Source organism: Metaplanococcus flavidus (genome assembly GCF_042675885.1).
GTDB lineage: Bacteria > Bacillota > Bacilli > Bacillales_A > Planococcaceae > Planococcus > Planococcus flavidus.
In genome coordinates this window covers 69165-92421 of record NZ_JBHTKI010000007.1, presented here as the reverse complement: position 1 = coordinate 92421, position 23257 = coordinate 69165, and the positions used below count along the sequence as shown (strand labels likewise).

General features: G+C 44.6%; 23 protein-coding genes. 13 read left to right on the top strand and 10 right to left on the bottom strand.

The annotated features are described in order from the left end of the window. Positions 1-13 precede the first annotated feature (13 nt). The 3 genes from ACFQ1X_RS04345 (at position 14) to ACFQ1X_RS04335 (ending at position 1069) form a co-directional block, all read left to right on the top strand. Positions 14-229, top strand: coding sequence for a DUF2922 domain-containing protein (locus tag ACFQ1X_RS04345; RefSeq protein ID WP_144840243.1), 216 nt, complete (start codon positions 14-16; stop codon positions 227-229). A 61-nt stretch (positions 230-290) separates the two neighbouring features. After that, positions 291-416: a YvrJ family protein gene (locus ACFQ1X_RS04340; protein ID WP_144840244.1), complete on the top strand. Its 126-nt coding sequence runs from the start codon at positions 291-293 to the stop codon at positions 414-416. 95 nt (positions 417-511) lie between these two features. After that, entirely contained in the window at positions 512-1069 is a 558-nt protein-coding gene (locus ACFQ1X_RS04335; protein WP_144840245.1) for an SCO family protein, read from the top strand. A 392-nt stretch (positions 1070-1461) separates the two neighbouring features. On the opposite strand, the gene mscL is transcribed toward ACFQ1X_RS04335, so the two are convergent. Further along, complete coding sequence (gene mscL, locus ACFQ1X_RS04330) at positions 1462-1845, bottom strand: large conductance mechanosensitive channel protein MscL (protein WP_144840246.1); 384 nt, start codon at positions 1843-1845, stop codon at positions 1462-1464. 121 nt (positions 1846-1966) lie between these two features. On the opposite strand from mscL, the gene ACFQ1X_RS04325 reads away from it, so the two are divergent. Beyond that, complete coding sequence (locus ACFQ1X_RS04325) at positions 1967-2614, top strand: lytic transglycosylase domain-containing protein (RefSeq protein WP_144840247.1); 648 nt, start codon at positions 1967-1969, stop codon at positions 2612-2614. A 53-nt stretch (positions 2615-2667) separates the two neighbouring features. Here the strand turns inward: ACFQ1X_RS04325 and ACFQ1X_RS04320 are convergent, their stop codons facing one another. The 3 genes from ACFQ1X_RS04320 to ACFQ1X_RS04310 form a co-directional block, all read right to left on the bottom strand. Then, complete coding sequence (locus ACFQ1X_RS04320) at positions 2668-2934, bottom strand: GlsB/YeaQ/YmgE family stress response membrane protein (RefSeq protein WP_144840248.1); 267 nt, start codon at positions 2932-2934, stop codon at positions 2668-2670. Between the two features lie 89 nt (positions 2935-3023). After that, complete coding sequence (locus tag ACFQ1X_RS04315; RefSeq protein ID WP_144840249.1) at positions 3024-3566, bottom strand: cysteine hydrolase family protein; 543 nt, start codon at positions 3564-3566, stop codon at positions 3024-3026. Positions 3567-4085: 519 nt separating this feature from the next. After that, positions 4086-4937, bottom strand: a complete 852-nt coding sequence (locus tag ACFQ1X_RS04310) for a site-specific integrase (RefSeq protein ID WP_144840250.1) — start codon at positions 4935-4937, stop codon at positions 4086-4088. A gap of 318 nt (positions 4938-5255) precedes the next feature. On the opposite strand from ACFQ1X_RS04310, the gene ACFQ1X_RS04305 reads away from it, so the two are divergent. The 4 genes from ACFQ1X_RS04305 (at position 5256) to ACFQ1X_RS04290 (ending at position 9911) form a co-directional block, all read left to right on the top strand. Beyond that, positions 5256-5762, top strand: a complete 507-nt coding sequence (locus ACFQ1X_RS04305) for a DinB family protein (protein WP_144840251.1) — start codon at positions 5256-5258, stop codon at positions 5760-5762. Positions 5763-5887: 125 nt separating this feature from the next. After that, complete coding sequence (gene acnA / locus ACFQ1X_RS04300; RefSeq protein WP_144840252.1) at positions 5888-8602, top strand: aconitate hydratase AcnA; 2715 nt, start codon at positions 5888-5890, stop codon at positions 8600-8602. A gap of 582 nt (positions 8603-9184) precedes the next feature. Further along, on the top strand, positions 9185-9625 hold the full coding sequence (locus ACFQ1X_RS04295; RefSeq protein WP_144840253.1) for an acyl-CoA thioesterase: 441 nt from the start codon (positions 9185-9187) through the stop codon (positions 9623-9625). Continuing rightward, on the top strand, positions 9609-9911 hold the full coding sequence (locus ACFQ1X_RS04290; protein ID WP_144840254.1) for a hypothetical protein: 303 nt from the start codon (positions 9609-9611) through the stop codon (positions 9909-9911). The genes ACFQ1X_RS04295 and ACFQ1X_RS04290 overlap by 17 nt, the downstream gene beginning before the upstream one ends. Positions 9912-9998: 87 nt before the next feature. Here the strand turns inward: ACFQ1X_RS04290 and ACFQ1X_RS04285 are convergent, their stop codons facing one another. Together ACFQ1X_RS04285 and plsY are read right to left on the bottom strand one after the other, a co-directional pair. Beyond that, the gene (locus tag ACFQ1X_RS04285; RefSeq protein ID WP_144840255.1) at positions 9999-10283 is read right to left on the bottom strand and encodes a HesB/YadR/YfhF family protein; all 285 of its coding nucleotides are present in this window, start codon (positions 10281-10283) and stop codon (positions 9999-10001) included. Positions 10284-10324: 41 nt separating this feature from the next. Next, positions 10325-10915, bottom strand: coding sequence for a glycerol-3-phosphate 1-O-acyltransferase PlsY (gene plsY, locus ACFQ1X_RS04280; RefSeq protein ID WP_144840256.1), 591 nt, complete (start codon positions 10913-10915; stop codon positions 10325-10327). Between the two features lie 129 nt (positions 10916-11044). Here plsY and ACFQ1X_RS04275 point away from each other — a divergent pair, with 129 nt between their 5' ends. The 3 genes from ACFQ1X_RS04275 (at position 11045) to parC (ending at position 15977) form a co-directional block, all read left to right on the top strand. Next, positions 11045-11458: a CoA-binding protein gene (locus tag ACFQ1X_RS04275; protein ID WP_144840331.1), complete on the top strand. Its 414-nt coding sequence runs from the start codon at positions 11045-11047 to the stop codon at positions 11456-11458. Between the two features lie 119 nt (positions 11459-11577). Further along, positions 11578-13554, top strand: a complete 1977-nt coding sequence (gene parE, locus ACFQ1X_RS04270; protein ID WP_144840257.1) for a DNA topoisomerase IV subunit B — start codon at positions 11578-11580, stop codon at positions 13552-13554. After that, positions 13551-15977, top strand: coding sequence for a DNA topoisomerase IV subunit A (parC, locus tag ACFQ1X_RS04265; RefSeq protein WP_144840258.1), 2427 nt, complete (start codon positions 13551-13553; stop codon positions 15975-15977). Before parE ends, parC begins: the two co-directional genes overlap by 4 nt. A gap of 208 nt (positions 15978-16185) precedes the next feature. On the opposite strand, the gene ACFQ1X_RS04260 is transcribed toward parC, so the two are convergent. Together ACFQ1X_RS04260 and ACFQ1X_RS04255 are read right to left on the bottom strand one after the other, a co-directional pair. Next, positions 16186-17472 (bottom strand): NAD(P)-binding domain-containing protein, encoded by a 1287-nt coding sequence (locus tag ACFQ1X_RS04260; protein ID WP_144840259.1) that lies wholly within the window; start codon positions 17470-17472, stop codon positions 16186-16188. 57 nt (positions 17473-17529) lie between these two features. Further along, complete coding sequence (locus tag ACFQ1X_RS04255; protein WP_379081503.1) at positions 17530-17850, bottom strand: ArsR/SmtB family transcription factor; 321 nt, start codon at positions 17848-17850, stop codon at positions 17530-17532. A gap of 635 nt (positions 17851-18485) precedes the next feature. Between ACFQ1X_RS04255 and ACFQ1X_RS04250 the strand changes: the two genes are divergently transcribed. Together ACFQ1X_RS04250 and ACFQ1X_RS04245 are read left to right on the top strand one after the other, a co-directional pair. Continuing rightward, complete coding sequence (locus ACFQ1X_RS04250; RefSeq protein ID WP_144840260.1) at positions 18486-19955, top strand: glycoside hydrolase family 32 protein; 1470 nt, start codon at positions 18486-18488, stop codon at positions 19953-19955. A gap of 32 nt (positions 19956-19987) precedes the next feature. Continuing rightward, the gene (locus ACFQ1X_RS04245; protein ID WP_144840261.1) at positions 19988-20950 is read left to right on the top strand and encodes a carbohydrate kinase family protein; all 963 of its coding nucleotides are present in this window, start codon (positions 19988-19990) and stop codon (positions 20948-20950) included. A gap of 159 nt (positions 20951-21109) precedes the next feature. On the opposite strand, the gene ACFQ1X_RS04240 is transcribed toward ACFQ1X_RS04245, so the two are convergent. After that, positions 21110-22612, bottom strand: coding sequence for a BCCT family transporter (locus ACFQ1X_RS04240; protein WP_379081500.1), 1503 nt, complete (start codon positions 22610-22612; stop codon positions 21110-21112). Positions 22613-22754: 142 nt separating this feature from the next. Further along, positions 22755-23231, bottom strand: a complete 477-nt coding sequence (locus ACFQ1X_RS04235; RefSeq protein WP_144840263.1) for a DUF948 domain-containing protein — start codon at positions 23229-23231, stop codon at positions 22755-22757. Positions 23232-23257: the final 26 nt, after the last annotated feature.

Genomic DNA, 23257 nt, shown 5'->3' with positions numbered 1-23257 from the left:
GGGGGAATAGGTAATGGCAAAAACATTGGAATTGATTTTTGAAACAGGTGAAGGAAAGGACGTTTTGTTATCTGTGGAAGAACCGAGGGAAGACCTGACGGCTCTGGAACTCGCTACCGGTATGCAGACGATTATCACTCAAAACATTTTTCAAGTGGAAGGCTCGCCTTTTGCAGTGGCTAAAGGTGCACGTGTAATTGAACGGAACGTCGTCGATTACGAAGTATAAGAATTGGAGCCCTCCTGAGATGGAGGGCTTTTTTCTTAATACTGTAGAGGAGGAGAAAAGGATGGAAGAATGGATGCGTTTGATCCAGGAGGTAGGTTTCCCAATATTTGTATCATTCTATCTGATGCATCGAGTTGAAACCAAGCTTGTGGCAATTCATGAAGCTTTGATCGCAATCCGGCTCTGATTTCACAAATCTGTGACAAAGGACGGGGGAATGCAGTTGTCGTGAATCGTTTCTTCATTTAAGATGGAGGCAGTAAGTATTGTGGAGGCGGCATCATGAAGAAACTGTATCTATTGGTCCTGATCAGCCTTATGATGATTTTGGCTGCTTGCGGCGATTCCGCAATCGAAGGTTTTTCCCATTCCGACCAGCGCGGGGAAGAAGTATCACTTGAAGATTTGAAAGGCAGCCCGTGGCTGGCTACATTCGTCTTCACCAATTGCACAACGGTTTGCCCGCCGATGACATTTAATATGGTGGCAATTCAGGAGGAATTGGAGGCGCAGGGCATTGAAGACTATAAAATCGTTGCATTCAGTGTGGACCCTGTGACCGATAAACCGGAAGTATTGGCTGACTATCTGGATAAATTCAATGTTCCGGATCCTTCTAAATGGCATTTACTGACCGGTTACTCCCAGGATGACATCGCAACATATGCAAAAGACAATTTCAAGGCGTTTGTGAAAGATGATCCGGCGAGCAATCAGGTCGTCCACGGCACAAGCTTTTACCTGGTCGATGGAACCGGAAATATTGCACATAATTACGATGGCTTTACGGATGTACCGGTGGAGCAAATTGCCCAGGACATGCAGGAGCTGCTTGAGTAGTCATGAATTGAATAAATAGTTTAAAAGGCTATATTCCGATAGGGAATATAGCCTGAGGCTGTCGAGAAACTGTCCACTTCTAAAGTCATTTCGTTTTAGACGGACGCTTCACTCGTGTTCAATGTAAAATCGGAATACTTGTTTCTTGAAATTGACTTAAAAGTGTATGCTTTTAGAGAAAGCAATCTGAGATATGGAGCAAAACAGCGAAGACGCCCAGGGGTCCAAGCGAAGTGCTGAGATCCACTCGGGCGAAGTGAAACGAGACCGAGTTAGCTCAGCGCAAGCCCCCAGGCAAGCGAAGCTGTTTTGCGGAATATCGGTTTTCATTTTTACTTTCTCAACAAGCTGAGGCTATATTCCGATAGGGAATATAGCCTTTTTTTGGAGTTTCACAGCTGCTGCTTTTTCAGCAGGTCGCGTATTTCTACGAGTAATTCCTCTTTTTTATCCATTTCCGGCACAGTTTCTTCTTCAGGCATCTTTTCTTTCCTTCTGAAATTCATAAACACCCGTACGATCAGGAAGATAGAAAATGCAATTATTAAAAAGTCCAATACCGACTGTAAAAATGCCCCATACCTTAAAGTGGCATCCCCGACCTGGTATTCTGCTCCGGCGATACTGAATCCGCCCAACAGCAAACCCACTGCCGGCATAATCAGATCTTCCACCAAAGAAGTAATGATTTTACTGAAAGCGGCACCGATGACAACTGCTATGGCGAGGTCCAATACATTGCCTTTCATAGCAAAATCTTTAAAATCTTTCCACATCTATATCACCTCCATCTTTCACTTTACCTCTGGATCCATTCAAAAGATAGTCCCGGTTGAAGCAGAATAAAAGGGGGGGTTGTGTTAAACTGAAGAGAAAAAAGCAACTGGGCGTGAACACATGAAGAAGAAAAAGAACAAATTGAAAAAAGGCAACAAGTTCAAACTGCTGTTTCTCCTCATTTTATTCCCGGCACTCATTGTGGGCGTGACTTTATTTATTACCGTCTATACTATTTTTAATCCAGATACAGTCATGACGGCTATTAAAGAAACCCCGAATCTATTCAGGGAAGTGGAAGTGCCGGAGGAATATATTCCCTTGTATAAAGAAACCGCAGAAGAATATGGCATCCCGTGGACGCTGCTGGCCGCCCATCATAGAGTGGAAACACGATTCTCCACGATGGATCCCTTATTATCACCGGTAGGTGCTGAAGGCCATATGCAGTTCATGCCATGCACATTTGTCGGTTGGAGCCATCCGACATGCAGTGGATTGGGCCAGGGGGGAATTCCTGAAGATGAAAAAAAAGATCCCGATATTATTCAGGCATATGGAGGATACGGCATTGACGGTGACGGCGATGGCATAGCCGATCCCTATAACCTGACTGATGCACTCTATAGTGCAGCCAATTACTTGTCGAAGAACGGGGCAGCTGACGGAGAACTTGAAAAAGCTATTTTCCAGTATAATCACAGCGATGAATACGTAGAGGATATTTTGCATTACCACAAGCTGTATGAAGACCAATTTGGAAAATAAAACATAAAAAAGAGTGGACACAATGTCCACTCTTTTTTTGATACTCCATTTAATTACGTACGGTTGCGGTTTTTTCTGCCCATTGAACCAAGAATCAGGCTTAAGACAAATACCAGGATCAAAGCTCCTATTAATGCAGGAACAATGTAGACATCCCAGATTTCAGGACCCCAGTCTCCAAGGATCAGGCTTCCCAGCCATGCTCCGATAATACCTGCGATAATGTTGCCGATGATACCACCTGGAATATCTTTACCTAAAATAAGTCCTGCTAGCCAACCGATGATACCGCCCATGATTAAGAATAAAATAAAGCCCATCGTTTTCCATCTCCTTTTGTAGTAGTTATAAGTGCTACACTACAGATATAACCTTATTCAGGAGATTCAAAACATCGAGAAGGAAAAATTTATAAAACTTCTGCACCCAAGGTATTGGCGAAATGCCTCAATGCCCAATCATGGCCTTCGGGATCAAAACTTGCGACAGCATCTTTATGGATCACAATATTGAAACCTTTATTGTAAGCATCGACTGCTGTATGCAGCACACAGATATCGGTGCACACACCGATAATATGGATTTCTTCTATGTTCCGTTCGCGTAGCAATAATTCAAGCGGTGTACCGGCAAAGGCACTGTATCTGGTCTTATCCATCCAGACGATTTTTTCTTCATTGGCTTCATGCAGGCCTTTCAATCTGCCGTATAATTCCCGGCCAGCGGTTCCTCTGATGTTATGAGGGGGAAACAGTTTATGCTCGGGATGAAGGACGTCCCCTTCTTCGTGGAGGTCGACCGGCATCACCACAAAGTCCTCTTGCTTGAGAAATTGTTCTGTTAATTCACAGATCTTATCTTCGATTGCCTGACCGGGCCTGCCACACGTAAGGCGGCCTTCATCAGCTACAAAATCCACTGTATAATCCACCACCAGCAAAGCTTTCTTCATCTAAATCCCTCCTGTATCTTTTTTTATGACTTAATTATAACTGATTAAATATAGTAGGCGTTAAGTATTGAAATATAACTGAATATTCGGTATAATGAAAAGAAAAGAGAGGGTGAAACCACATGCAATATGAAAATTACGAGCGGCTGAACAGACAAGGAATGTGGTTTGTTGTCTTTCACACGCTGGTAGTATTGAGTATGGCTCTGAATTTTGGTTTCTTCGCTTAGGACAGGCAGGAAAAAAAGAAGGAAACGGCTGAGAATAATTTCTCAGCCGTTTCCTTCTTTTAAATTTATATTAAACCAATGATGACTTTATAAGTAAAGCTAAAGAATTATTATTTGCAGAGAGAATATCTGAGATATGGAGCAAAACAGCAAAGACGCCCAGGGGACCAAGCGAAGTGTTGAGATCCACTCGGGCGAAGTGAAACGAGACCGAGTTAGCTCAGCGCGAGCCCCCAGGCAAGCGAAGCTGTTTTGCGCAATATCGCTTATTAAAAATACTTCTACTGAATTATTTCTTCAGACGCTGCAAGGAATCCTTCAGGATCCGGGAAGCGGAATCGAGCGATACACCTAGAATTTCCTGGATTTCCTCCAGGTTTTTCTGTTCTTCTGAATAGAGATAATGGACATAAGCGAAACGGATATCTCCTGAACGCATCGGCACACCGATAAAAGAAGACAGCGCTTCTGTATAATCTGAAAGCGAACCCATTTGGAACATGGTGTACTCGTTATTCACTTTGGAAGACAGGAGATAAGGCGTGCCCCGAAAAATGGCGCGTTCGATTCCTTCAAGCAGGATCGTAATTTCTTTACCGGTAAAATCGATGCGGCTCATATAACCGTCTTTCTTTTCAAAGGCGAGCGTCAACTTATGGCCTTTGTCTTCAAAAGAGCTGATGTCAATCGAAGCCATATCCCGAAGACGGAGTCCCCGCATATAAAGGAGGTAGAGGATCTTGGCATTCAATGACAGCTGATCCGATGCCAGGACGGCTTCTTTCTTCTCCAGCAAGGTGCCATAATCCAGATGAATGTCAGGGGGAGTAAGGTCCAGCTTCTCGGAAAATTTGAATTTCGGCATAAAATCGACAGGAATCCGCCCGATTCGCCACATATAATCGAACCATTGGCGGATGAAGATGATTTTTCTGTTCAATGTGCTGTCTTTGATGCCTTTAGCACGCTGTTCCTGTAAAAATAGCTGGATATCCGCTGGCCGAATTTCATGCGGCTCAATACGCTTTTTGTAATGCCGGGTGAGGAAAGCGAACAGGGAATGGATCAACTGGACTTCATGGACAACCGTATTCGGGCTGATGCCATTTTGCAGCCGATATTTTTCATAGCCATAGGGCATATCAGTTCACCTCTGCTCCTGTATTTACTGTTAATTATATCATAATCAAAGAGAGAGGGAACGTACTTTCCCATAAAGGCGAAAGGGAGGGATTTGAGATTGAGTAAGAAAAAGTTCGCAGGAATTTATTTAAATAATGGATTTCCTTGAATATTTTAATACATAAGGTCATAACAGAAAGTTCAAAACAAGTCGACAAGAAAAATGAAATCGTTCATACTTATATGGAAAGAAGTAACGAAAAACAGTGAGTTGTACCTGCAAAAACAGGGTATGGAAAGAGTAAGGCTGGTTATCCAAGCAGAAAGGGGAGGGAACATGTTCAAAGAAGACAATGAAAGAATCAGAAGACGCATTCTGGAATCAGCAGAAAGGTTTTCTGATGACCAATTGAATCACAAGCCAGCAGAGGGAAAATGGTCGGCGATGCAAATCCTGGATCACCTACAATTGATGGAAAACGTCATTGCAAGGAACATAGCAAAAGAACTGGAGCGGGGAAGCAGTAAAAAAGCGGTGAAAAAACCGATTCAATTGACAGTCAGCAGAACCATCAAAGTCGATGCGCCTTCCTATACGCAGCCTTCAGCAGACTTTATTGATTTAGCTGAGATGAAATCCAGACTGGAAACATCGCGCAACCAGCTGAATCAGATTTTCGATAATGCTTCAAAGGAAACTTTGAAATCCAAATCATTGCCCCATCCGGTTTTCGGTAAAGTACCGCTGATCCAATGGTTCCCATTTGTCGGGCTTCATGAAAAAAGGCATTTTAAACAGTTGGAAGACACGTTAAGCAAAATCAATGGACAAACAAATCAGTAATTAGAAAAACTTATCACATTCCATAATTTTAATGTAATTTACTTATGCATGGGATTTCGTTATGATGGTATTGGAGAAAAGAACTATTTTAGGCCTTTTCAGAAGATTCAAAGGAGGAACACGACATGGCAAAAAGCAGTTTGCACAACAGCCGTACTTCTTTTGAGCTAAACGGCAACACATATAATTACTATCGTTTAGCTGCACTAGAAGAAGCAGGAATCGCGAAAGTATCACGCCTTCCTTATTCAATCAAAGTTCTATTGGAATCCGTATTGCGCCAGCATGACGGATATGTGATCAAAGATGAGCACGTTGAAGAATTAGCAAAATGGGGCAAAAATGCCAACAAGGAAGCTGAAGTTCCATTCAAACCATCCCGCGTAATTTTGCAGGATTTCACTGGAGTTCCAGTTGTAGTTGACTTGGCAGCATTGCGTTCTGCAATGTCGAAACTTGGCGGAGACCCTGACAAGATCAATCCGGAAATTCCGGTTGACCTGGTCATTGACCACTCTGTACAAGTAGACAACTACGGTACTGAAGATGCACTTCGCATCAACATGGAATTGGAATTTGACCGCAACGCGGAACGTTACCAGTTCCTGAACTGGGCACAAAAAGCTTATGACAACTACCGTGCAGTGCCACCGGCTACAGGTATCGTTCACCAGGTTAACCTTGAGTATCTGGCGAATGTCGTCCATGCAGTTGAAAATGCAGACGGCACATTCGAAGCGTTCCCGGATACATTGGTTGGTACGGATTCCCATACGACAATGATCAATGGCATCGGCGTACTTGGCTGGGGCGTTGGCGGCATCGAGGCGGAAGCCGGTATGCTTGGACAGCCATCTTATTTCCCGATTCCGGAAGTTATCGGTGTGAAAATGACTGGCGAATTGCCAAACGGCGCAACTGCAACAGATTTGGCGCTTAAAGTCACTGAAACATTGCGTAAAAAAGGTGTAGTTGGTAAATTCGTCGAGTTCTTCGGAACTGGTGTTACAACTTTACCGCTTGCTGACCGTGCTACGATTGCCAATATGGCGCCAGAATACGGCGCAACTTGCGGTTTCTTCCCGGTTGATGAAGAGGCATTGAATTATATGCGTCTGACTGCCCGTACTGAAGAGCAGATCGCAATCACGAAAGAATACTTGAAAGCGAACGATATGTTCTTCACTGTTGAGAATGAAGATCCGATTTACACGGATATGGTTGAAATCAACCTTTCTGAAATCGAACCGAACCTTGCAGGGCCGAAACGTCCGCAGGATTTGATCCCATTGTCTCAAATGAAAACAGAATTCAACAAAGCCGTTACAGCGCCTGAAGGCCCACACGGTTTTGCGCTTAATGATGCTGAAATCGCCAAAACAGCGACTGTTGATTTCAAAGACGGTCGTTCCGTTGAAATGAAAACCGGTTCACTGGCTATAGCAGCAATCACATCTTGTACGAACACATCGAATCCATACGTTATGCTCGGTGCTGGTCTTGTCGCGCAAAAAGCGGTCGATTTGGGACTGACTCCTCCTGCATATGTGAAAACTTCACTTGCGCCAGGTTCGAAAGTTGTTACAGGTTACTTACAGGATTCAGGATTGCTTGATTCCTTGAACCAAATCGGCTTTAACCTTGTCGGTTACGGCTGTACGACTTGTATCGGTAACTCGGGTCCATTGCTTCCTGAAATCGAAGATACGATTCTGGACAACGACTTGCTTGTCTCTTCTGTTCTTTCTGGTAACCGTAACTTTGAAGGCCGTATCCACCCGTTAGTGAAAGCCAACTACCTTGCATCACCGATGCTTGTTGTTGCTTATGCACTTGCAGGTACAGTGGATATCGATTTTGAAGTGGATCCAATCGGACAGGACAAAAACGGCAACGATGTCTTCTTCAAAGATATCTGGCCAACAACAGCCGAAATCAAAGATGTTGTTCATTCAACAGTGACTCCGGAATTGTTCCGCAAAGAATACGAGCATGTATTCAGCGAAAACGAAGCCTGGAATGCCATTGAAACGAATGACGACGCGCTTTACGATTTCGATGATAATTCAACATATATCCAAAACCCGCCGTTCTTCGAAAATATGTCGACAGAACCGGCACCGATCCAACCGTTATCTGATTTGCGTGTAGTCGCGAAATTCGCTGACTCGATCACAACGGACCATATTTCACCGGCAGGCGCTATCGGCAAAGATACGCCGGCAGGCAAATACTTGCGTGAAAACGGCGTGGAACCACGCAATTTCAACTCGTATGGTTCTCGTCGCGGTAACCACCAGGTTATGATGCGCGGAACATTCGCTAATATCCGTATCCGTAACCAGGTGGCACCAGGAACAACTGGCGGCTACACAACTTACTGGCCAACGGGTGAAACAATGGCGATTTACGATGCAGCCATGAAATATCAGGAACAGGGCACTGGTCTTGCAATCCTGACAGGAAAAGATTACGGCATGGGCTCTTCACGTGACTGGGCTGCCAAAGGGACATTCCTCCTGGGCATCAAAACGGTCATCGCTGAAAGCTACGAGCGGATCCACCGTTCTAACCTTGTCATGATGGGCGTTCTGCCACTTCAGTTCCTGAATGGTGAAAGTGCTGATTCTCTTGGTCTTACCGGCCACGAATCGATCTCAGTCAACTTATCGGATAACGTTAAACCGCGTGATATTCTGAAAGTGACTGCTACAGCAGAAGACGGCAAAGTGACAGAGTTTAATGTTCTTGCACGTTTCGACTCTGAAGTTGAAGTAGATTACTACCGCCACGGCGGCATCCTGCAAATGGTGCTTCGCAATAAGTTATTGGAAGTATAATTTCAGAATCCTATAGAAAAATAAATAAGGCTGCCCTCGGGTAGCCTTTTTGTCTTGCTTTTAAATATTATTGAATAAACCGATATTCCGCAAAACAGCTTCGAAGGCATTAGCCGACGCCTGCGAGGATAATGCCTTTGCGACGAAGTGCGTAGCACTGCAGGAGCACGGTTTTTTATTTGGCTTGCGCTGAGCTAATTAAACCCTGTGCTCCTGCATCGCTGCGCTAGCTTCGTCGCAAAGAGTTGCCCTCGCAGGCTTCGTTCAACTCTTCGCTGTTTTGCTCCATATCTAAAATAACTTTCCATAATATAAGAATCTAGAAAATATTTTAAGTAGTTAAGTGACCAGTGATTTAGTTTAAGTCACAAAGTGAATGGAGCAGCAGGCGGCGACTCCTGCGGGAAATAGAGCTAGTCCTGAGACCCCGCAGGAGCGAAGCGACGAGGAGACTCAGGCAGCTCCCCGCGGAACGCGTCCGCCTGCAGCGAAATGGTTGAAGTAGATGATGTATATCGACAGTCTTTTCTTTTAGAAAATAACAACGGGATTCTGTATACTTACTTTAGAGGTGAAACTGGAATGCATATCAGTGAAAAAGAAATAGAAATCCGCTATGCGGAAACAGATCAGATGGGAGTCGTTTATCACGCCAATTACCTGGTGTGGTTGGAAATCGGCAGAACGAAATTAATTGAAGACGTCGGTTTCACCTATGCGGAAATGGAGAGCCAGGGCTATTTGTCTCCGGTTACCGATATTTCCATCCAATACAAAGCAGCCTTGCGCTATGGCCAGAAAGCAATCATCAAAACGTGGGTGGAAGAGCACGGGCGATTACGGACAAAATATGGTTACGAAGTGCTGCACGAAGATGGAACATTGGCAGCAAAAGCAACGTCTGAACACGTCGTAGTGAAGAAAGAGAATTTCCGGCCAGTTTCTTTGCAGAAAATTTACCCGGAATGGCACGAGAAATATGAAGAAATAAAAAAGAGGGAAGAATATGGCGTTCGGAATTAGAAGAGCAGAATTGAACCGGTGGAAAGTGGACGTGGAAGAAGGCAATATTTCTTTCCTGACCCATTACTGGATCGATGACCGGTTTCCCGGCTGCAGCACCGTGACGAAAGTCGGCTGCAGCGATTTGGTTAAATTGAAGGATTGGGGACTGCAATATGGTCTTCGTCCCGAATGGTTGGACCTGCGCGGAAACTATCCCCATTTTGACCTGTTCGGCGACCGGCAGAGATTCATTCTGGAAGCAGAAAATATGCTTGAACAGCTCCATAAACTGGAGAGAAAATAGGCCACTTATAAACAAGCGCAGTAAAATCTGAATATGAACTCAAAAAGCCGGAAAGAAGATTTGACTCTTCTTTCCGGCTTTCCTGCTTTATTCGTATGAATAATCCAATTCATCGAGTTCATCATTCACAGTTACTGTGAGATTGTGGCTGTCGAAGTACCAGAGGTCTTTCTGTTCGACAAAATAAACGACTTGGTCCTTTTCAACTTCTGCAGCAGTTTCATCGGGCTGGTCTTTTGTAACCCCCAGTGAAAAACCGGGCTGCAATCCAGATCCACCGTACCGCACATAAAATCGTACGGCTTCCCCTTCCGCGACTTCCATTTCTTCCTGGAACCATTTGAAAGCATCTTCACTGATTTTAATTTCCATCAAGCAACACGTCCTTTCAGATTACAGGTTGTAAACCGATCTTACCACTTGATTTTAGGCTCTGTACCCGCCCGGATTCGCGATATGTTCGCCCGGTGGCGGTAAAAGATAAATGTTGCCAGCACCAGAATCACGGCGAGGAATGGATAGTCTCCAGTATTTACAGCATAGATGATGGCATAAATAACAGCAACTACAGCGAGGATCATCGAAGACAGCGATACCATCTTGGTGATTTTCAGGCCGATGAGCAACACTGCAACTGCAACGAGAAACAACGGCCATTGATAGCCCAACAGGATGCCGCCGGAAGTAGCGACAGCTTTCCCGCCTTTGAATTTTGCGAACACCGGGTACATATGACCCACGACAGCGATAAGCCCGAAAACAAGAGGGTGGATGTTCGTATCGATGAAGAAGGGAATGAGGGTTGCCGCAGTACCTTTCAGAATGTCCAGGATGGTGACAATCAGTCCTGCAGTTTTGCCAAGCACCCGGAAGGTGTTGGTGGCGCCAAGATTTCCGCTGCCTTTAGTGCGTACATCGGTATTATAAAATATTTTGCCGACCCATAATGCAGAAGGGATCGAGCCAAGTAAGTAGGCCAATAACACAGGAAGCAATATTTCCATAACAGACTCCTTTTAATCTCTCTATTTAGTAATCTAAGTTTAACACGCTACAAGATTTGTGAACAATACTTGCAGGATTTTTATGAAACAGCGAGAATATCGTGTATGATAGAATAAAAAGGACAGGTGATCCACTTGAATAATCCAACGCGCGAAGTGATCAAAGAAGTTTTGGACAATGCCAAAACGATAGCTGTAGTAGGACTCAGTCCCAATCCGAACAGAACATCCTATATGGTATCAGAATCGATGCAAAAGGCAGGCTACCGGATCATTCCTGTTAATCCGGCTGCTGATGAAGTTTTGGGCGAAAAGAGCTATGCTTCGCTGAAAGATATTCCCGAGCCAGTGGATATCGTCAACGTTTTCAGGCGCAGTGAATTTCTGGAAGAGCTGGCTGAAGAATTCACCGAAATCGATAGCCCGGTTTTCTGGACCCAATTGAATGTTGTGGATGATAATGTCTTCAAACGTTTAACCGATCTTGGTTATACGGTCATAATGGACCGTTGCATCAAAGTCGAACACGCCATCCTTAAATAGGGCTGCAAGAGGAAAAGGGCGCCTGGCGCTCTTTTTCTATGGATATTGACAGATGCCGGACTTATCGATACGATTAAAAGATAGAGATATGCGAACAGATGTTTGTTGGAGGGAATTAGATGGCTAAAACGAAGAATACGGCATACAACGAAGAAGCGATCCAGGTACTCGAGGGCTTAGATGCCGTTAGAAAGCGTCCAGGTATGTATATCGGTTCCACGGATACACGCGGACTTCACCACTTGGTCTATGAAATCATCGATAATTCTGTTGATGAAGCATTGGCCGGTTTCGGCGATAAGATCAGTGTCACTATACACGAAGATAATAGCATCAGCGTTCGGGATTATGGCCGCGGCATGCCAACAGGTATGCACCGCAGCGGCAAGCCGACGCCTGAGGTTATTTTGACGGTTCTTCATGCCGGAGGTAAATTCGGGCAGGGAGGCTATAAAACCAGTGGAGGGCTTCACGGGGTTGGTGCGTCGGTAGTGAATGCATTGTCAGAACACCTGGAAGTGACAATCTACCGGGATGGCAAAAAATACCGTCAGCGCTTTGAAAACGGCGGCAAGCCGGCCACCACACTGGAAGAGATCGGCTCGACAAAGGAAAGTGGAACGAATATACATTTCCGCCCCGACCCGGCCATTTTTTCCGCTACAAAATACAATTACGAAACTTTGAGTGAACGGCTGCGCGAGTCTGCATTCCTGTTAAAAGGTTTGAAGATTGAACTTACCGATAAACGGAGCGATGAAGAGCAATACGCGGAATTTTTCTATGAAACCGGTATTGAAGCATTTGTCGAATACCTGAATGAAGAAAAAGACGTTCTCCATAAAGTTGCCTATATCGAAGGCAAACAGGATGAACTGGAAGTCGAATTTTCATTCCAGTTCAATGACGGTTACTCCGAAACGATTCTGTCGTTTGTCAATAATGTCCGGACACGTGACGGCGGTACGCATGAAACTGGCGCAAAAGCGGCAATGACACGTGTTTTCAATGATTATGCGCGGAAAATCAATTTATTGAAGGATAAAGACAAAAACCTCGAAGGCTCTGATATCCGTGAAGGGATAGCGGCGATTGTTTCTGTCCGGATTCCTGAAGCTTTGCTTCAATTTGAAGGGCAGACCAAAAGCAAACTGGGAACAAGTGAGGCACGAAGTATCGTAGATGCGGTCGTATCCCAGAAGCTGATGTACTTTTTGGAAGAAAATGCTGATCTCAGTGCCTCTTTGGTGCGCAAAGCGATTCGTGCATCACAGGCACGCCTGGCCGCACGCAAAGCACGTGAAGACGCAAGAAATGGCAAAAAGCGCAAAAAATCCGATCTTTTATTGTCCGGCAAATTGACTCCTGCGCAATCGCGCAATGCAGCGAAAAATGAACTGTATCTGGTGGAGGGTGATTCTGCAGGAGGTTCTGCGAAACAGGGCCGTGACCGCTCATTCCAGGCCATTCTTCCGCTGCGCGGAAAAGTGGTCAATACGGAAAAAGCAAAACTTGAGGAAATCATGAAAAACGAAGAGATTTCGACAATCATCCACGCGATCGGCGGCGGGGTTTCTTCTGATTTTTCAATAGACGACATTGCTTACAATAAAATCATCATCATGACGGATGCGGACACAGACGGAGCCCATATCCAGGTGTTGCTGTTGACCTTCTTCTTCCGTTACATGAAACCTCTGATTGAAGCAGGAAAAATCTTCATTGCATTGCCACCGCTTTATAAAGTATCCAAAGGAATCGGCAAAAAAGAAGTGGTCGATTACGCCTGGACAGAAGCTGATCTTGAAGCCTCGACGAAAAAAGTTGGCAAGGGCTATACGCTGCAACGCTACAAAGGTCTCGGGGAGATGAACGCAGACCAGTTATGGGAAACGACGATGAACCCGGAATCGCGTACATTGATCCGTGTCACCATTGAAGACGGCGCCCGCGCTGAACGCCGCATTACAACATTGATGGGCGATAAAGTTGAACCAAGAAGAAAGTGGATAGAGAATAATGTCGACTTTGGTATGGAAGAAGACAGCAATATTCTGGAGAACGACCTGATCCACGCTGAGGAGGAACTCGTATGACGCAAATCGAACGTTATCAAGATCTGCCATTGGAAGAAGTCATCGGCGATCGATTTGGGCGTTACAGTAAATACATCATCCAGGACCGGGCGTTGCCAGATGCGCGTGACGGCTTGAAGCCGGTTCAGCGCCGCATCCTGTATGCGATGTACCACGAAGGCAATACCAATGACAAAGCGTTCCGTAAATCGGCAAAAACTGTCGGTAATGTTATCGGCAACTATCATCCGCACGGTGACAGTTCCGTCTACGAAGCGATGGTGCGCCTCAGCCAGGACTGGAAGATACGCCATATGCTCGTGGAAATGCACGGCAACAACGGGTCGATGGACGGGGATTCACCTGCAGCGATGCGTTACACAGAAGCGCGTCTTTCCGCCATTTCAGGTGAATTGCTGCGTGACATCGATAAACGGACTGTCGAATTCATTCCAAACTTTGATGATTCCGATATGGAGCCGACTGTTCTGCCCGCCCGTTTCCCGAACTTGATGGTGAATGGTTCCACCGGTATTTCCGCCGGTTATGCCACGGATATTCCGCCGCATGCGCTGCATGAAGTGCTGGACGCTGTATTGATGCGAATGGACAATCCGGATGCCACTGTTGATGAATTGATGAAAGTCATCAAAGGGCCCGATTTCCCCACAGGCGGAATCATCCAGGGTATTGATGGCATCAAAAAAGCTTATGAAACAGGTAAAGGCAAGATCATTGTCCGTTCAAAAGCCGCCATTGAACCGCTGAAAGGCGGTAAGGAGCAGATTGTCATTACGGAAGTTCCTTTTGAAGTCAATAAAGCCACGATGATCAAAAAAATTGATGATCAGCGCTTTGACCGCAAACTTGAGGGCATTTCCGAGGTCCGCGATGAGTCGGACCGCAGCGGTCTGCGCATCGTCATTGAATTGAAAAAAGATGTTCAGGCAGCGGGTATCCTGAATTATTTGTATAAGAATACAGATCTTCAGGTCAGCTATAATTTCAACATGGTTGCCATCTACAAACGCCGTCCGACGATGATGACACTGCAAACGCTGCTCGATGCTTATATTGCACATCAAAAAGAGATCGTGACCAAACGCTCGGAATTTGATCTTCATAAAGCCAAAGACCGCATGCATATTGTGGAAGGGCTTATGAAAGCTTTATCCATTCTGGATAAAGTCATCAAAACCATCCGTGCTTCAAAAGACAAGCGCGACGCTAAAAATAACCTGATCGAATCATTTTCATTTTCTGAAGCGCAGGCAGAGGCCATCGTTTCCCTGCAATTATACAGATTGACCAATACAGATATCACGGAATTGCAGAAAGAGGAAACGGCGTTAAAAAAACTGATTGATGAATTGACCGGCATCCTGACAAGCACGACGAAATTAAAGAATGTCATCAAAAAAGAGCTGGCCGGTGTACGCAAACAGTTTGCAGAACCACGTCGTTCGGTTATAGAGGACAAAATTGAAGAAATTACAATCACACGCGAAGTGATGATTCCAAGCGAAGAAGTGGTTGTGACAGTAACCAAAGAAGGCTATGTGAAGAGAACGAGCACAAGAAGCCATGCAGCTTCCAACGGCCGGGATTTTGCGATGAAGGAATCGGATCACCTCTTGTTCGAAGCGAATCTGAATACTCAGCACACTATATTGATTTTCACGACAAAAGGAAATTTTGTCTATCAGCCGATCAATGAGTTGCCGGATATCAAATGGAAGGATCTTGGACAGCATTTATCCAGCATCGTCCAATTGGAATCCGACGAATCGATTCTGGCCGTCTATCCTTTTGAAAACTTTGATGCAGATGCCAGTATCCTGACGGTTTCGAAGCTGGGCCAGGTCAAGCGCTCTGCTTTGCAGGACTATAAAGTTCAGCGTTACTCACGTGCAATCAAGACGATGAATCTGAAAAAAGACGATGCGATGATTTTTGCAGGACTTGTTACTAAAGAAAACGAACTGTTCATTGGCACGAACCATGCTTATGGCGTCCGGTTCCCAATGGAAGAAGTTCCGTTGACTGGCCTCCGTACTGGGGGAGTCAAAGGCATTAATCTGAAAGATAAAGATGTGGCCATATCAGCGATTCTGATCGATTCAGAAGTGAAGCAGGATCTTGTTCTCGTAACACAGCGCGGGGCAGCCAAAAAGATGCGTATCAACGAATTTGAAACCGGCAGCCGAGCCAAGCGCGGAGTTGTGATGTTACGTGAACTGAAATCGAATCCCCATAGGATCGTTTCAATTCACGGAGTAACAGGCGGCGAAGAGATAATATTGGAGACAACCAAAAATATTCGTCTGACATTGCCTGCAGCGAATCTCAAACCGGTAGACCGTTATTCGAACGGTTCATTTGTACTTGATGAGTCTACGGACGGAAAAGTACAGGAAGTTTACTTGAAACAAGTTAAAGAGTGATGTGGAATACCTCCCGTAATGGGGGGTATTTTTTTCGGCTAAAATCAACAGGGAAGGGACCTGACATCACTCATAAGTAATTACTTATGTTATTATATTATTATTATGTAAACTAAAATTTTGGGTTATAATTTGATTTAATTGATGATTATGCACACAGTAAAATAGAAAGAAGGCTTCTGGTAAGAAGCCTTCTTGTCAACGTGCTTTAACAGCAAGCGACACTTGGTTTTCCAATCAAATTTACTGGAATAGACCGGGAACTGCAGACACCTGTTTCAGGCAGTGATAATTCCACTCTGTTTGCTGCTTCCTGGTCTCCTGTTAAATAAGCTACGACTGACCGGACTTGCTCATAACCGGTAGCCAACAGGAAAGTAGGGGCTCGCCCGTAACTTTTCGCTCCAACGATATAGAAATTCTTTTCTGGTTGGCGTAATTCCTTTTCACCGTGCGGCCTAACAGTTCCACAACTATGGACATTCGGGTCTATCAGTGGAGCCAGAGCCGAGACGCTTTCCAGGGAAGAGTCGAATGAATAGCGGACTTCACCTAAAAACGAAAAATCTGGACGGGATCCTGTATTGGCAATCACTTCATCAAAAGGGCCAATGATTTTTTCGGCGTCTTTTTGGATTGCTGTCAGCAAAATTTTTCCATCCTCATTGCGTTCGATTTTCCGTATGAAACACTCGGGGATAAGATTAACTCCCCCTTGGTCTATGATCTCTTTTATCCGAGTTCCCAGTTCGCCTCTGGCAGCAAGCTGATCGGAAGCACCGCCACCAAATAGAGAAGGTTTGAGTTCACCTCGTACAATCCATGTAATGGTGGTTTCAGGTGCCGTTTTTTGCAGTTCCAATAAATCCAACAGCGAATTGAAAGCGGAATGGCCGCTTCCGGCAACTGCTATATTTTTTCCGGCAAAAGCTCTTCGGTCTTTCCCTGGAATATCAGGCAGACGGAAATGAATGGAATCATCATTTAGCGGTAGCCCGCCTGAAATCAGCGGGTTTGGATTGCGCCAAGTTCCTGTAGCATCTATGGCTGCTTTCGCTTCAAATTCGATGTGTCTGCCATCCTGTTCAATGACCAGCAGGAAGGGAAGTTCTTCCCGATTACGGTCTTTCATCTTATCCAGGCCTTTTCTGGAAATATGGACCACTTTGCTGTTCAAATGAATAAAAGGGGTCATTTCCGGCAATTCTCCAAGAGGTTTCAGGTATTCGGTAACGATTTCACGCCCCAACGGAAGGTGCTCTTCATCCGGAAGCGAAATTCCATGTTTCTGAAGCAATTGTTTAGCTGCAGCATCCATATTATAGCGCCAGGTGGAAAACAATCGTACGTGTCCATAATCCAAAAAGTTTGCACCAAGCTCAGACCCTGCCTCAAATAACATGAAATCTTGTCCTTTTACTGCAAGCTGAGCAGCTGCAGCCATTCCGACAGGTCCACCACCGATTATAGCTACTGGCAATTGTGAGTTTTTCATTTTTTCCGCTCCTTCATCAATTTTTTTTGATGTATAAAGTTAAAGTGGAGCCTTCCTTTAACAGGAAGGCGTGATGACATTGCAAATCTGGTTGGAAATCAACCGGTTCATTTCTTTCTGATTGATCGAGTAGAAACTCCATGTACCTTTAGTTTCCTTATCCAATAACCCGGCGTTCAACAGGATTTTCAAATGATACGATAGTTTTGACTGTGGGAGATCCATTTCATCTGTCAGATCACAGACACAGGCGGTTTTTTTCATACAAATTCTATTGAGGATTTCGAGCCGCTTTGGATCTGCCAACGCTTTGTATTTCATAGCCAGCTTCTCAAGCTCATCGGATTTCTTTAAAGGTTCAACGGAAACAGCAGACATAAACCATCCCTCACTTTCGAATATATCAAATTTATTTGATATATCAATAATACCTTATAATAATTTCAGTTTCAACTATTAAATCAAAATAATTTGATTAATTTATTTTAGCATTTAAGATACAGCAAATACCTTGTTGAAAGTCGTCACAATCCGCTCATAAATTGGTCAGAATCCCAGATTATTGAAGGAGCCAGCGTTGCAAATAAATTAAAGGGGGAATATAATTTAAGTGTGTAAGCGATTACATTTCGAGTGAATTGTTACCATTTTCACAAAAATGGATGACAACCCTTCCTGGGAATGAAGCGAGCGAATGCCACCCTCATATTACAAACCTGGAAAACCAGGCAGCAGTTCTTTTAACCCTCAGACAAAACAGCCATTGTTGTCACGAGCATTGGCTTCCCCTCATATACTCCACGCAGAATTAAAAAATATCTTGTATATTGATGGATTCAGCGATTAACTTCATTTAACAACCACTGCAAGAACAGCATCTATTTAAAGCCATTCATGGAACCGGTTCAATAAACGCTTTTGGCCGGGGGAAGGGTTCATTACAAGATAATTTTTCGGTACATGCTGCAAGGAAAATGTTGCTTTTACTTTTACAAGAAAGGAGTACAAATAAAATGGAATTACCACGGGGGAAAAGTTATATCCGTCTCGATCAGGTCAACCAGGAAGATATAGATAAGTTGATTTTAAGGGTAAATAGCTGTACGTGGCGGCAAACGTTTCATATCCAACCGGTTTCCGGCCTTCTCAATGATCCGAACGGTTTCTGTTTTTACAATGGTGAATATCATTTGTATTATCAATGGCATCCGTTAGGGCCTTTTCATGGCTTGAAATATTGGTACCATACCAAATCAACAGACCTTGTAAACTGGACGAATGTCGGGATTGCCATTAAGCCGGACGAGTATTTCGACAGCCACGGCGCCTATTCGGGAAGTGCGGTTGAGCATAACGGAAACTTGTATCTGTTATACACAGGCAATACCCGGGATGAGAATCTCGAGAGACATCCTTATCTCTGTATAGCCCTGATGGATGATGACGGGAATATCATTAAATCGAAAAAATCAGTTCTCGATAAAGTTCCAGAAGGATATACCGAGCATTTCCGCGATCCGAAATTATGGAAAGAGGATGAAAAATTTTATGCGGTTATAGGTGCCCAAAGAACCGATAAAACAGGGGGGGTCTGCTTATTAAGTTCATCGGACTTGTTGGAATGGAAATTTGAAGGAGAACTGGCCACAAACCTGGATGACTTCGGTTTTATGTGGGAATGTCCGGATTATTTTGAAATGGAGGATAAGGGGATCCTGATTTTCTCTCCGCAAGGACTGGAGCCTGTTGGAGATCTTTATCAAAATATCTACCAGGCGGGTTACGTGGTTGGCGAGAAAATCGATCTGCAACGACGGGAATTGACTCACGGAGATTTTATCGAACTCGATCGTGGTTTTGATTTTTATGCCCCGCAAACCATGAAGGACCCAAATGGCAGACGTCTTATGGTCGCCTGGATGGGTTTGCCTGAAATCGAGTACCCAAGCGATATAAATGGATGGGCAAACTGCTTGACCATCCTTAGAGAATTATCGCTTCACGATGGAAAACTGATACAAAAACCTGTTCCGGAACTTCAGTCACTCCGTAAAAACAAAATCGAAGCACAAGATGAAATTTGGGATGAAAAGAAAACGTATGAAGGATTCTCAGGGATCACATATGAGCTTGTCTGTGAGTTTGAACAAGGAGACGCCTTGGAATATGGCATAGAAATCCGTGCTGGTTCTGAAGAAAAAACGGTGATCAAATATGATGCAGTCCAGGGGAAAATCATACTGGACCGCACATTTTCGGGCAAAGTGATTGGCAGCAAGTATGGAACAGAAAGAAAATGCCAAATTGTTGGGGATGCTCACAAGTTTCATTTGTTTGTTGATTCTTCCTCCGTGGAGATTTTTGTGGACGATGGAGAAGAAGTGTTTACCGCCCGGATTTTCCCGGATATCAGAAGCCAGGAAATCCGGTTTTATGCAACAGGTGGTTCTGCGGCGTTTAAAGCAGTAAAGTGGGACTATTAATAGATGAAAGTCCAAAGAGGGAGATGTGCTGAATGGGAAATTTGTTCTCTATTGGCGAAATATTAATAGATTTTATCCCCCACCAAAAAGGAATCGCCTTAAAAGACGTGGTTTCTTTTACGCGAGTTCCTGGCGGTGCTCCTGCAAATGTGGCAGCCGCAGTTGCCAAGTTTGGCGGAACCGCTTCACTGATCACCAAAGTAGGGAAAGATGCCTTTGGTGATTTTCTTTTGGAAGAACTGACAAAAAACGGTGTGAAAACAGATAAGATTGTAAGAACCAAGGAGGCGAATACCGGACTTGCCTTTGTATCCTTGCTGGAAAACGGTGAACGCGACTTTTCATTTTACCGTAACCCTTCTGCAGATCTGCTGCTTGAAGACTCAGAAGTAAATGACGACTGGTTCCAACAAGGGGATTTTTTGCATTTTGGTTCTGTGGATTTAGTCGAAAGCCCGATGAAACAAGCACATGTGAAAGCGATTGGAGCAGCCAAGGCGCGGGGCAGCGTTATCAGTTTTGATCCAAATGTGCGTCTGCCTCTGTGGGACGTTCCGGAAGAATGCCGGAAGACCATTCTGGAATTTATTCCGATGGCCCATATTGTCAAAATCTCCGATGATGAGCTGGAGTTTATCACAGGTATTGCGGATGAATCAAAAGCAATTGCAACTTTGTTCACCGGGGATGTAAAGGTAGTGGTGTTAACGAAAGGGGCGAAAGGGGCAGATCTATATGTACAGGATCAAAAATATTCATCCGCGGGATATGCTGTGAAAGTGGAGGACACGACGGGGGCGGGAGATGCGTTCACTGGCGGGTTCTTGTACCAATTGCTGAAGTTGAATGCAGGACAGGACAATCTGGAGGACATAGTAAGTGAACATCACCAGGAATTACTGGCGTTTGCAAACGCCAGTGGAGCTTTGGTTACTACCGGAAAAGGGGCCATTTCTTCCCTTCCCACGAAAGAACAGGTCTTGCAGTTAATATAGTAAACAGACAAGAATAGGATTTACTTATTTACACAAAATTGTTGAGGGTCTTAAAGGTTATAGAAAAGCTCATTACATTAGTTTCATTAACTGATGTAATGAGCTTTATTTTTACTTAATTGAAAGTAATCTAGTAGAAAGAAAGAGCTTGCTGAGCAGTCATTTTTTCCACTCTTTTCGGTTTTTGTCATTTTTAAGACCTTTGATGAGTGAAAAGGCCATAACAGATATGATGATTGAAAACGGCAGCGCAGTGATGATTGCTATTGATCGGAGAGCCTGAAGCCCACCGCTCAACAGCAGTGCTGCTGCAGTGGCGGCGATCAGAATGCCCCAGGTAAGTCGGATTGCTTTGCCGGGCTTAATGGCCCCCTTTGAGGTTAATGTACTGAGTACATAACTGGCCGAGTCAGCGGATGTGATAAAGAAAATAATGATCAGCAACAAAGCTATGATACTAAGGATTAATCCTCCGGGCAGGTTCTGCAGCATCAGGAATAGGGCAAGCTCCTGATTTTCCTGGCTGGGACCAGCAATATCAGCGACGCCGCTAATCTGTTGGTCAATCGCTGTGCCGCCGAATACCGTAAACCATAAAATGCCCAGTAGGGAAGGCACTGCAAGCACACCGATGATGAATTCCTGGATAGTACGCCCGCGCGATACCCTGGCGATGAATGTCCCGACATAGGGTGCCCATGAAATGCCCCATGCCCAGAAGAAGATGGTCCATTCGCCGAACCAGCCTTCATCGGAATAGGGTGCAAGTGTCAGACTGAGTTCGATGTAATTGCCTAAATAGGAGCCGATTGCCGTTGTAAAGTTCTCAAACAAAAAGGCGGTCGGTCCGAGAATGATAACGGCGAGTAATAGTAGACCTGCAATGGCCAGGTTGACCATGCTTAAATACCGAATGCCTTTATTGACACCGGATAATGCAGAAATCATAAACAGAACAGAGATGACTGCGATGATAGTCATTTGAGTGGCTGTTGAATTTGGCACAGGAAACACTTCAGAAATGCCGCCGGTGACCTGCAGCGCGCTCAAACCGAAAGTTGTGGCAACACCGATAGCTGTTGTAATGACCGCCACAATGTTGATCGTTTTTCCAGCGAACCCCTCAACCCTGTCGCCGATCAATGGACGGAAGGCCTGGCTGAGAAGAACCGGGTAGCCTTCCCGAAATTTGATGAAGGCGATTGCCAGTCCCACCGTGGCGTAAACGGCCCATGGCTGAAGCCCCCAGTGAAAGGCACTGTATTTCAGGGAAGTTCTCGCCGCTTCCACGGTTTCCGCTTCTGTACCGGGCGGCGGATTGGTGTAATGGAGAATAGGTTCAGCTGTTCCGTAAAATACAAGACCCACACCCATGCCAGCCGCAAAAATCAACCCGATCCAAGTGTAGAATGAATACTCAGGCTCCTCATCTGATTTACCGAGACGCATTTTCCGGTAAGGCCCAAATCCAAGAAAGAGTGCCATTACTACAAAAAATGTCATGATCAACATATAGAACCAGCTAAAACCTTTTTGTACCCATGTCAATGCTGCGCTGCTCCATTGCTGTAGGACTTCAGGAATAAAGATGCCTGTCAAAACCAGGGCGATGACTATAGTGAAAGAAACATAAAATACTGTTCCAATATTTTTGTCACGCATAAAATTACTCCTTAAGCAAAAAGACATTGTTAATAAAAGGTTTTCCACCTTTTGAAAAGAACTAAACACGTCTTCGTATATATTCACTAAAAGCATTCCATCAAAAAAAGGCAGCCGGCTTAGGCTGCCTTTTTGATCTGGATTAGCGTACTTTTCCAAAATATAGAGTATCGTAATTTTCATTTGAAGCATCCGGATTGAGTGTCTGCAGATTCTCCGGCAAGTGGAGGATGTCTTCCGTGGTAGAGGTAATTTTCTTGACCTGCCGTACATTTTCCCGGTCATGTTCCGCCCGGTAGACGATTTTGTCTGTAACCGACCGCACGGACGCATTTAAATCGATTAGCGAATTTTTGGTGCCTTTGATGGCGTCAGTAAGAACACTTACTTTTTCGGATTTCACTGCAATTTCTTCCTGCAGTTCAGTAGTCGTGTGTGTGAGGCTTGATGCCTCCAAGTTTAACTTATCGACTCGCTCTTTCAGGTTGTTTGCCGATCCTTTAATTTTTTTCATCGGTTCCTTCATGCCTTTTACAAACATACCCACTCCGATGCCTGCAATAATTAGTCCTACTACAAGAATTGCGAGTGCGATCCACAGCCACATTGTTAAGTCCATTCTTTTTCCTCCTTCATTTCATTCGT

What these genes read in the sequence shown, in the direction of transcription:
- ACFQ1X_RS04235 (WP_144840263.1), bottom strand. Translation starts at nt 23,231, where the DNA reads ATGGACTTAACAATGTGGCTGTGGATCGCACTCGCAATTCTTGTAGTA.
- ACFQ1X_RS04245 (WP_144840261.1), top strand. Translation starts at nt 19,988, where the DNA reads ATGGGAAATTTGTTCTCTATTGGCGAAATATTAATAGATTTTATCCCC.
- ACFQ1X_RS04260 (WP_144840259.1), bottom strand. Translation starts at nt 17,472, where the DNA reads ATGAAAAACTCACAATTGCCAGTAGCTATAATCGGTGGTGGACCTGTC.
- ACFQ1X_RS04250 (WP_144840260.1), top strand. Translation starts at nt 18,486, where the DNA reads ATGGAATTACCACGGGGGAAAAGTTATATCCGTCTCGATCAGGTCAAC.
- ACFQ1X_RS04320 (WP_144840248.1), bottom strand. Translation starts at nt 2,934, where the DNA reads ATGGGCTTTATTTTATTCTTAATCATGGGCGGTATCATCGGTTGGCTA.
- ACFQ1X_RS04325 (WP_144840247.1), top strand. Translation starts at nt 1,967, where the DNA reads ATGAAGAAGAAAAAGAACAAATTGAAAAAAGGCAACAAGTTCAAACTG.
- ACFQ1X_RS04240 (WP_379081500.1), bottom strand. Translation starts at nt 22,612, where the DNA reads ATGCGTGACAAAAATATTGGAACAGTATTTTATGTTTCTTTCACTATA.
- ACFQ1X_RS04335 (WP_144840245.1), top strand. Translation starts at nt 512, where the DNA reads ATGAAGAAACTGTATCTATTGGTCCTGATCAGCCTTATGATGATTTTG.
- ACFQ1X_RS04305 (WP_144840251.1), top strand. Translation starts at nt 5,256, where the DNA reads ATGTTCAAAGAAGACAATGAAAGAATCAGAAGACGCATTCTGGAATCA.
- ACFQ1X_RS04315 (WP_144840249.1), bottom strand. Translation starts at nt 3,566, where the DNA reads ATGAAGAAAGCTTTGCTGGTGGTGGATTATACAGTGGATTTTGTAGCT.
- ACFQ1X_RS04310 (WP_144840250.1), bottom strand. Translation starts at nt 4,937, where the DNA reads ATGCCCTATGGCTATGAAAAATATCGGCTGCAAAATGGCATCAGCCCG.
- ACFQ1X_RS04285 (WP_144840255.1), bottom strand. Translation starts at nt 10,283, where the DNA reads ATGGAAATTAAAATCAGTGAAGATGCTTTCAAATGGTTCCAGGAAGAA.
- parE (WP_144840257.1), top strand. Translation starts at nt 11,578, where the DNA reads ATGGCTAAAACGAAGAATACGGCATACAACGAAGAAGCGATCCAGGTA.
- ACFQ1X_RS04255 (WP_379081503.1), bottom strand. Translation starts at nt 17,850, where the DNA reads ATGTCTGCTGTTTCCGTTGAACCTTTAAAGAAATCCGATGAGCTTGAG.
- parC (WP_144840258.1), top strand. Translation starts at nt 13,551, where the DNA reads ATGACGCAAATCGAACGTTATCAAGATCTGCCATTGGAAGAAGTCATC.
- ACFQ1X_RS04345 (WP_144840243.1), top strand. Translation starts at nt 14, where the DNA reads ATGGCAAAAACATTGGAATTGATTTTTGAAACAGGTGAAGGAAAGGAC.
- plsY (WP_144840256.1), bottom strand. Translation starts at nt 10,915, where the DNA reads ATGGAAATATTGCTTCCTGTGTTATTGGCCTACTTACTTGGCTCGATC.
- ACFQ1X_RS04295 (WP_144840253.1), top strand. Translation starts at nt 9,185, where the DNA reads ATGCATATCAGTGAAAAAGAAATAGAAATCCGCTATGCGGAAACAGAT.
- mscL (WP_144840246.1), bottom strand. Translation starts at nt 1,845, where the DNA reads ATGTGGAAAGATTTTAAAGATTTTGCTATGAAAGGCAATGTATTGGAC.
- acnA (WP_144840252.1), top strand. Translation starts at nt 5,888, where the DNA reads ATGGCAAAAAGCAGTTTGCACAACAGCCGTACTTCTTTTGAGCTAAAC.
- ACFQ1X_RS04340 (WP_144840244.1), top strand. Translation starts at nt 291, where the DNA reads ATGGAAGAATGGATGCGTTTGATCCAGGAGGTAGGTTTCCCAATATTT.
- ACFQ1X_RS04290 (WP_144840254.1), top strand. Translation starts at nt 9,609, where the DNA reads ATGGCGTTCGGAATTAGAAGAGCAGAATTGAACCGGTGGAAAGTGGAC.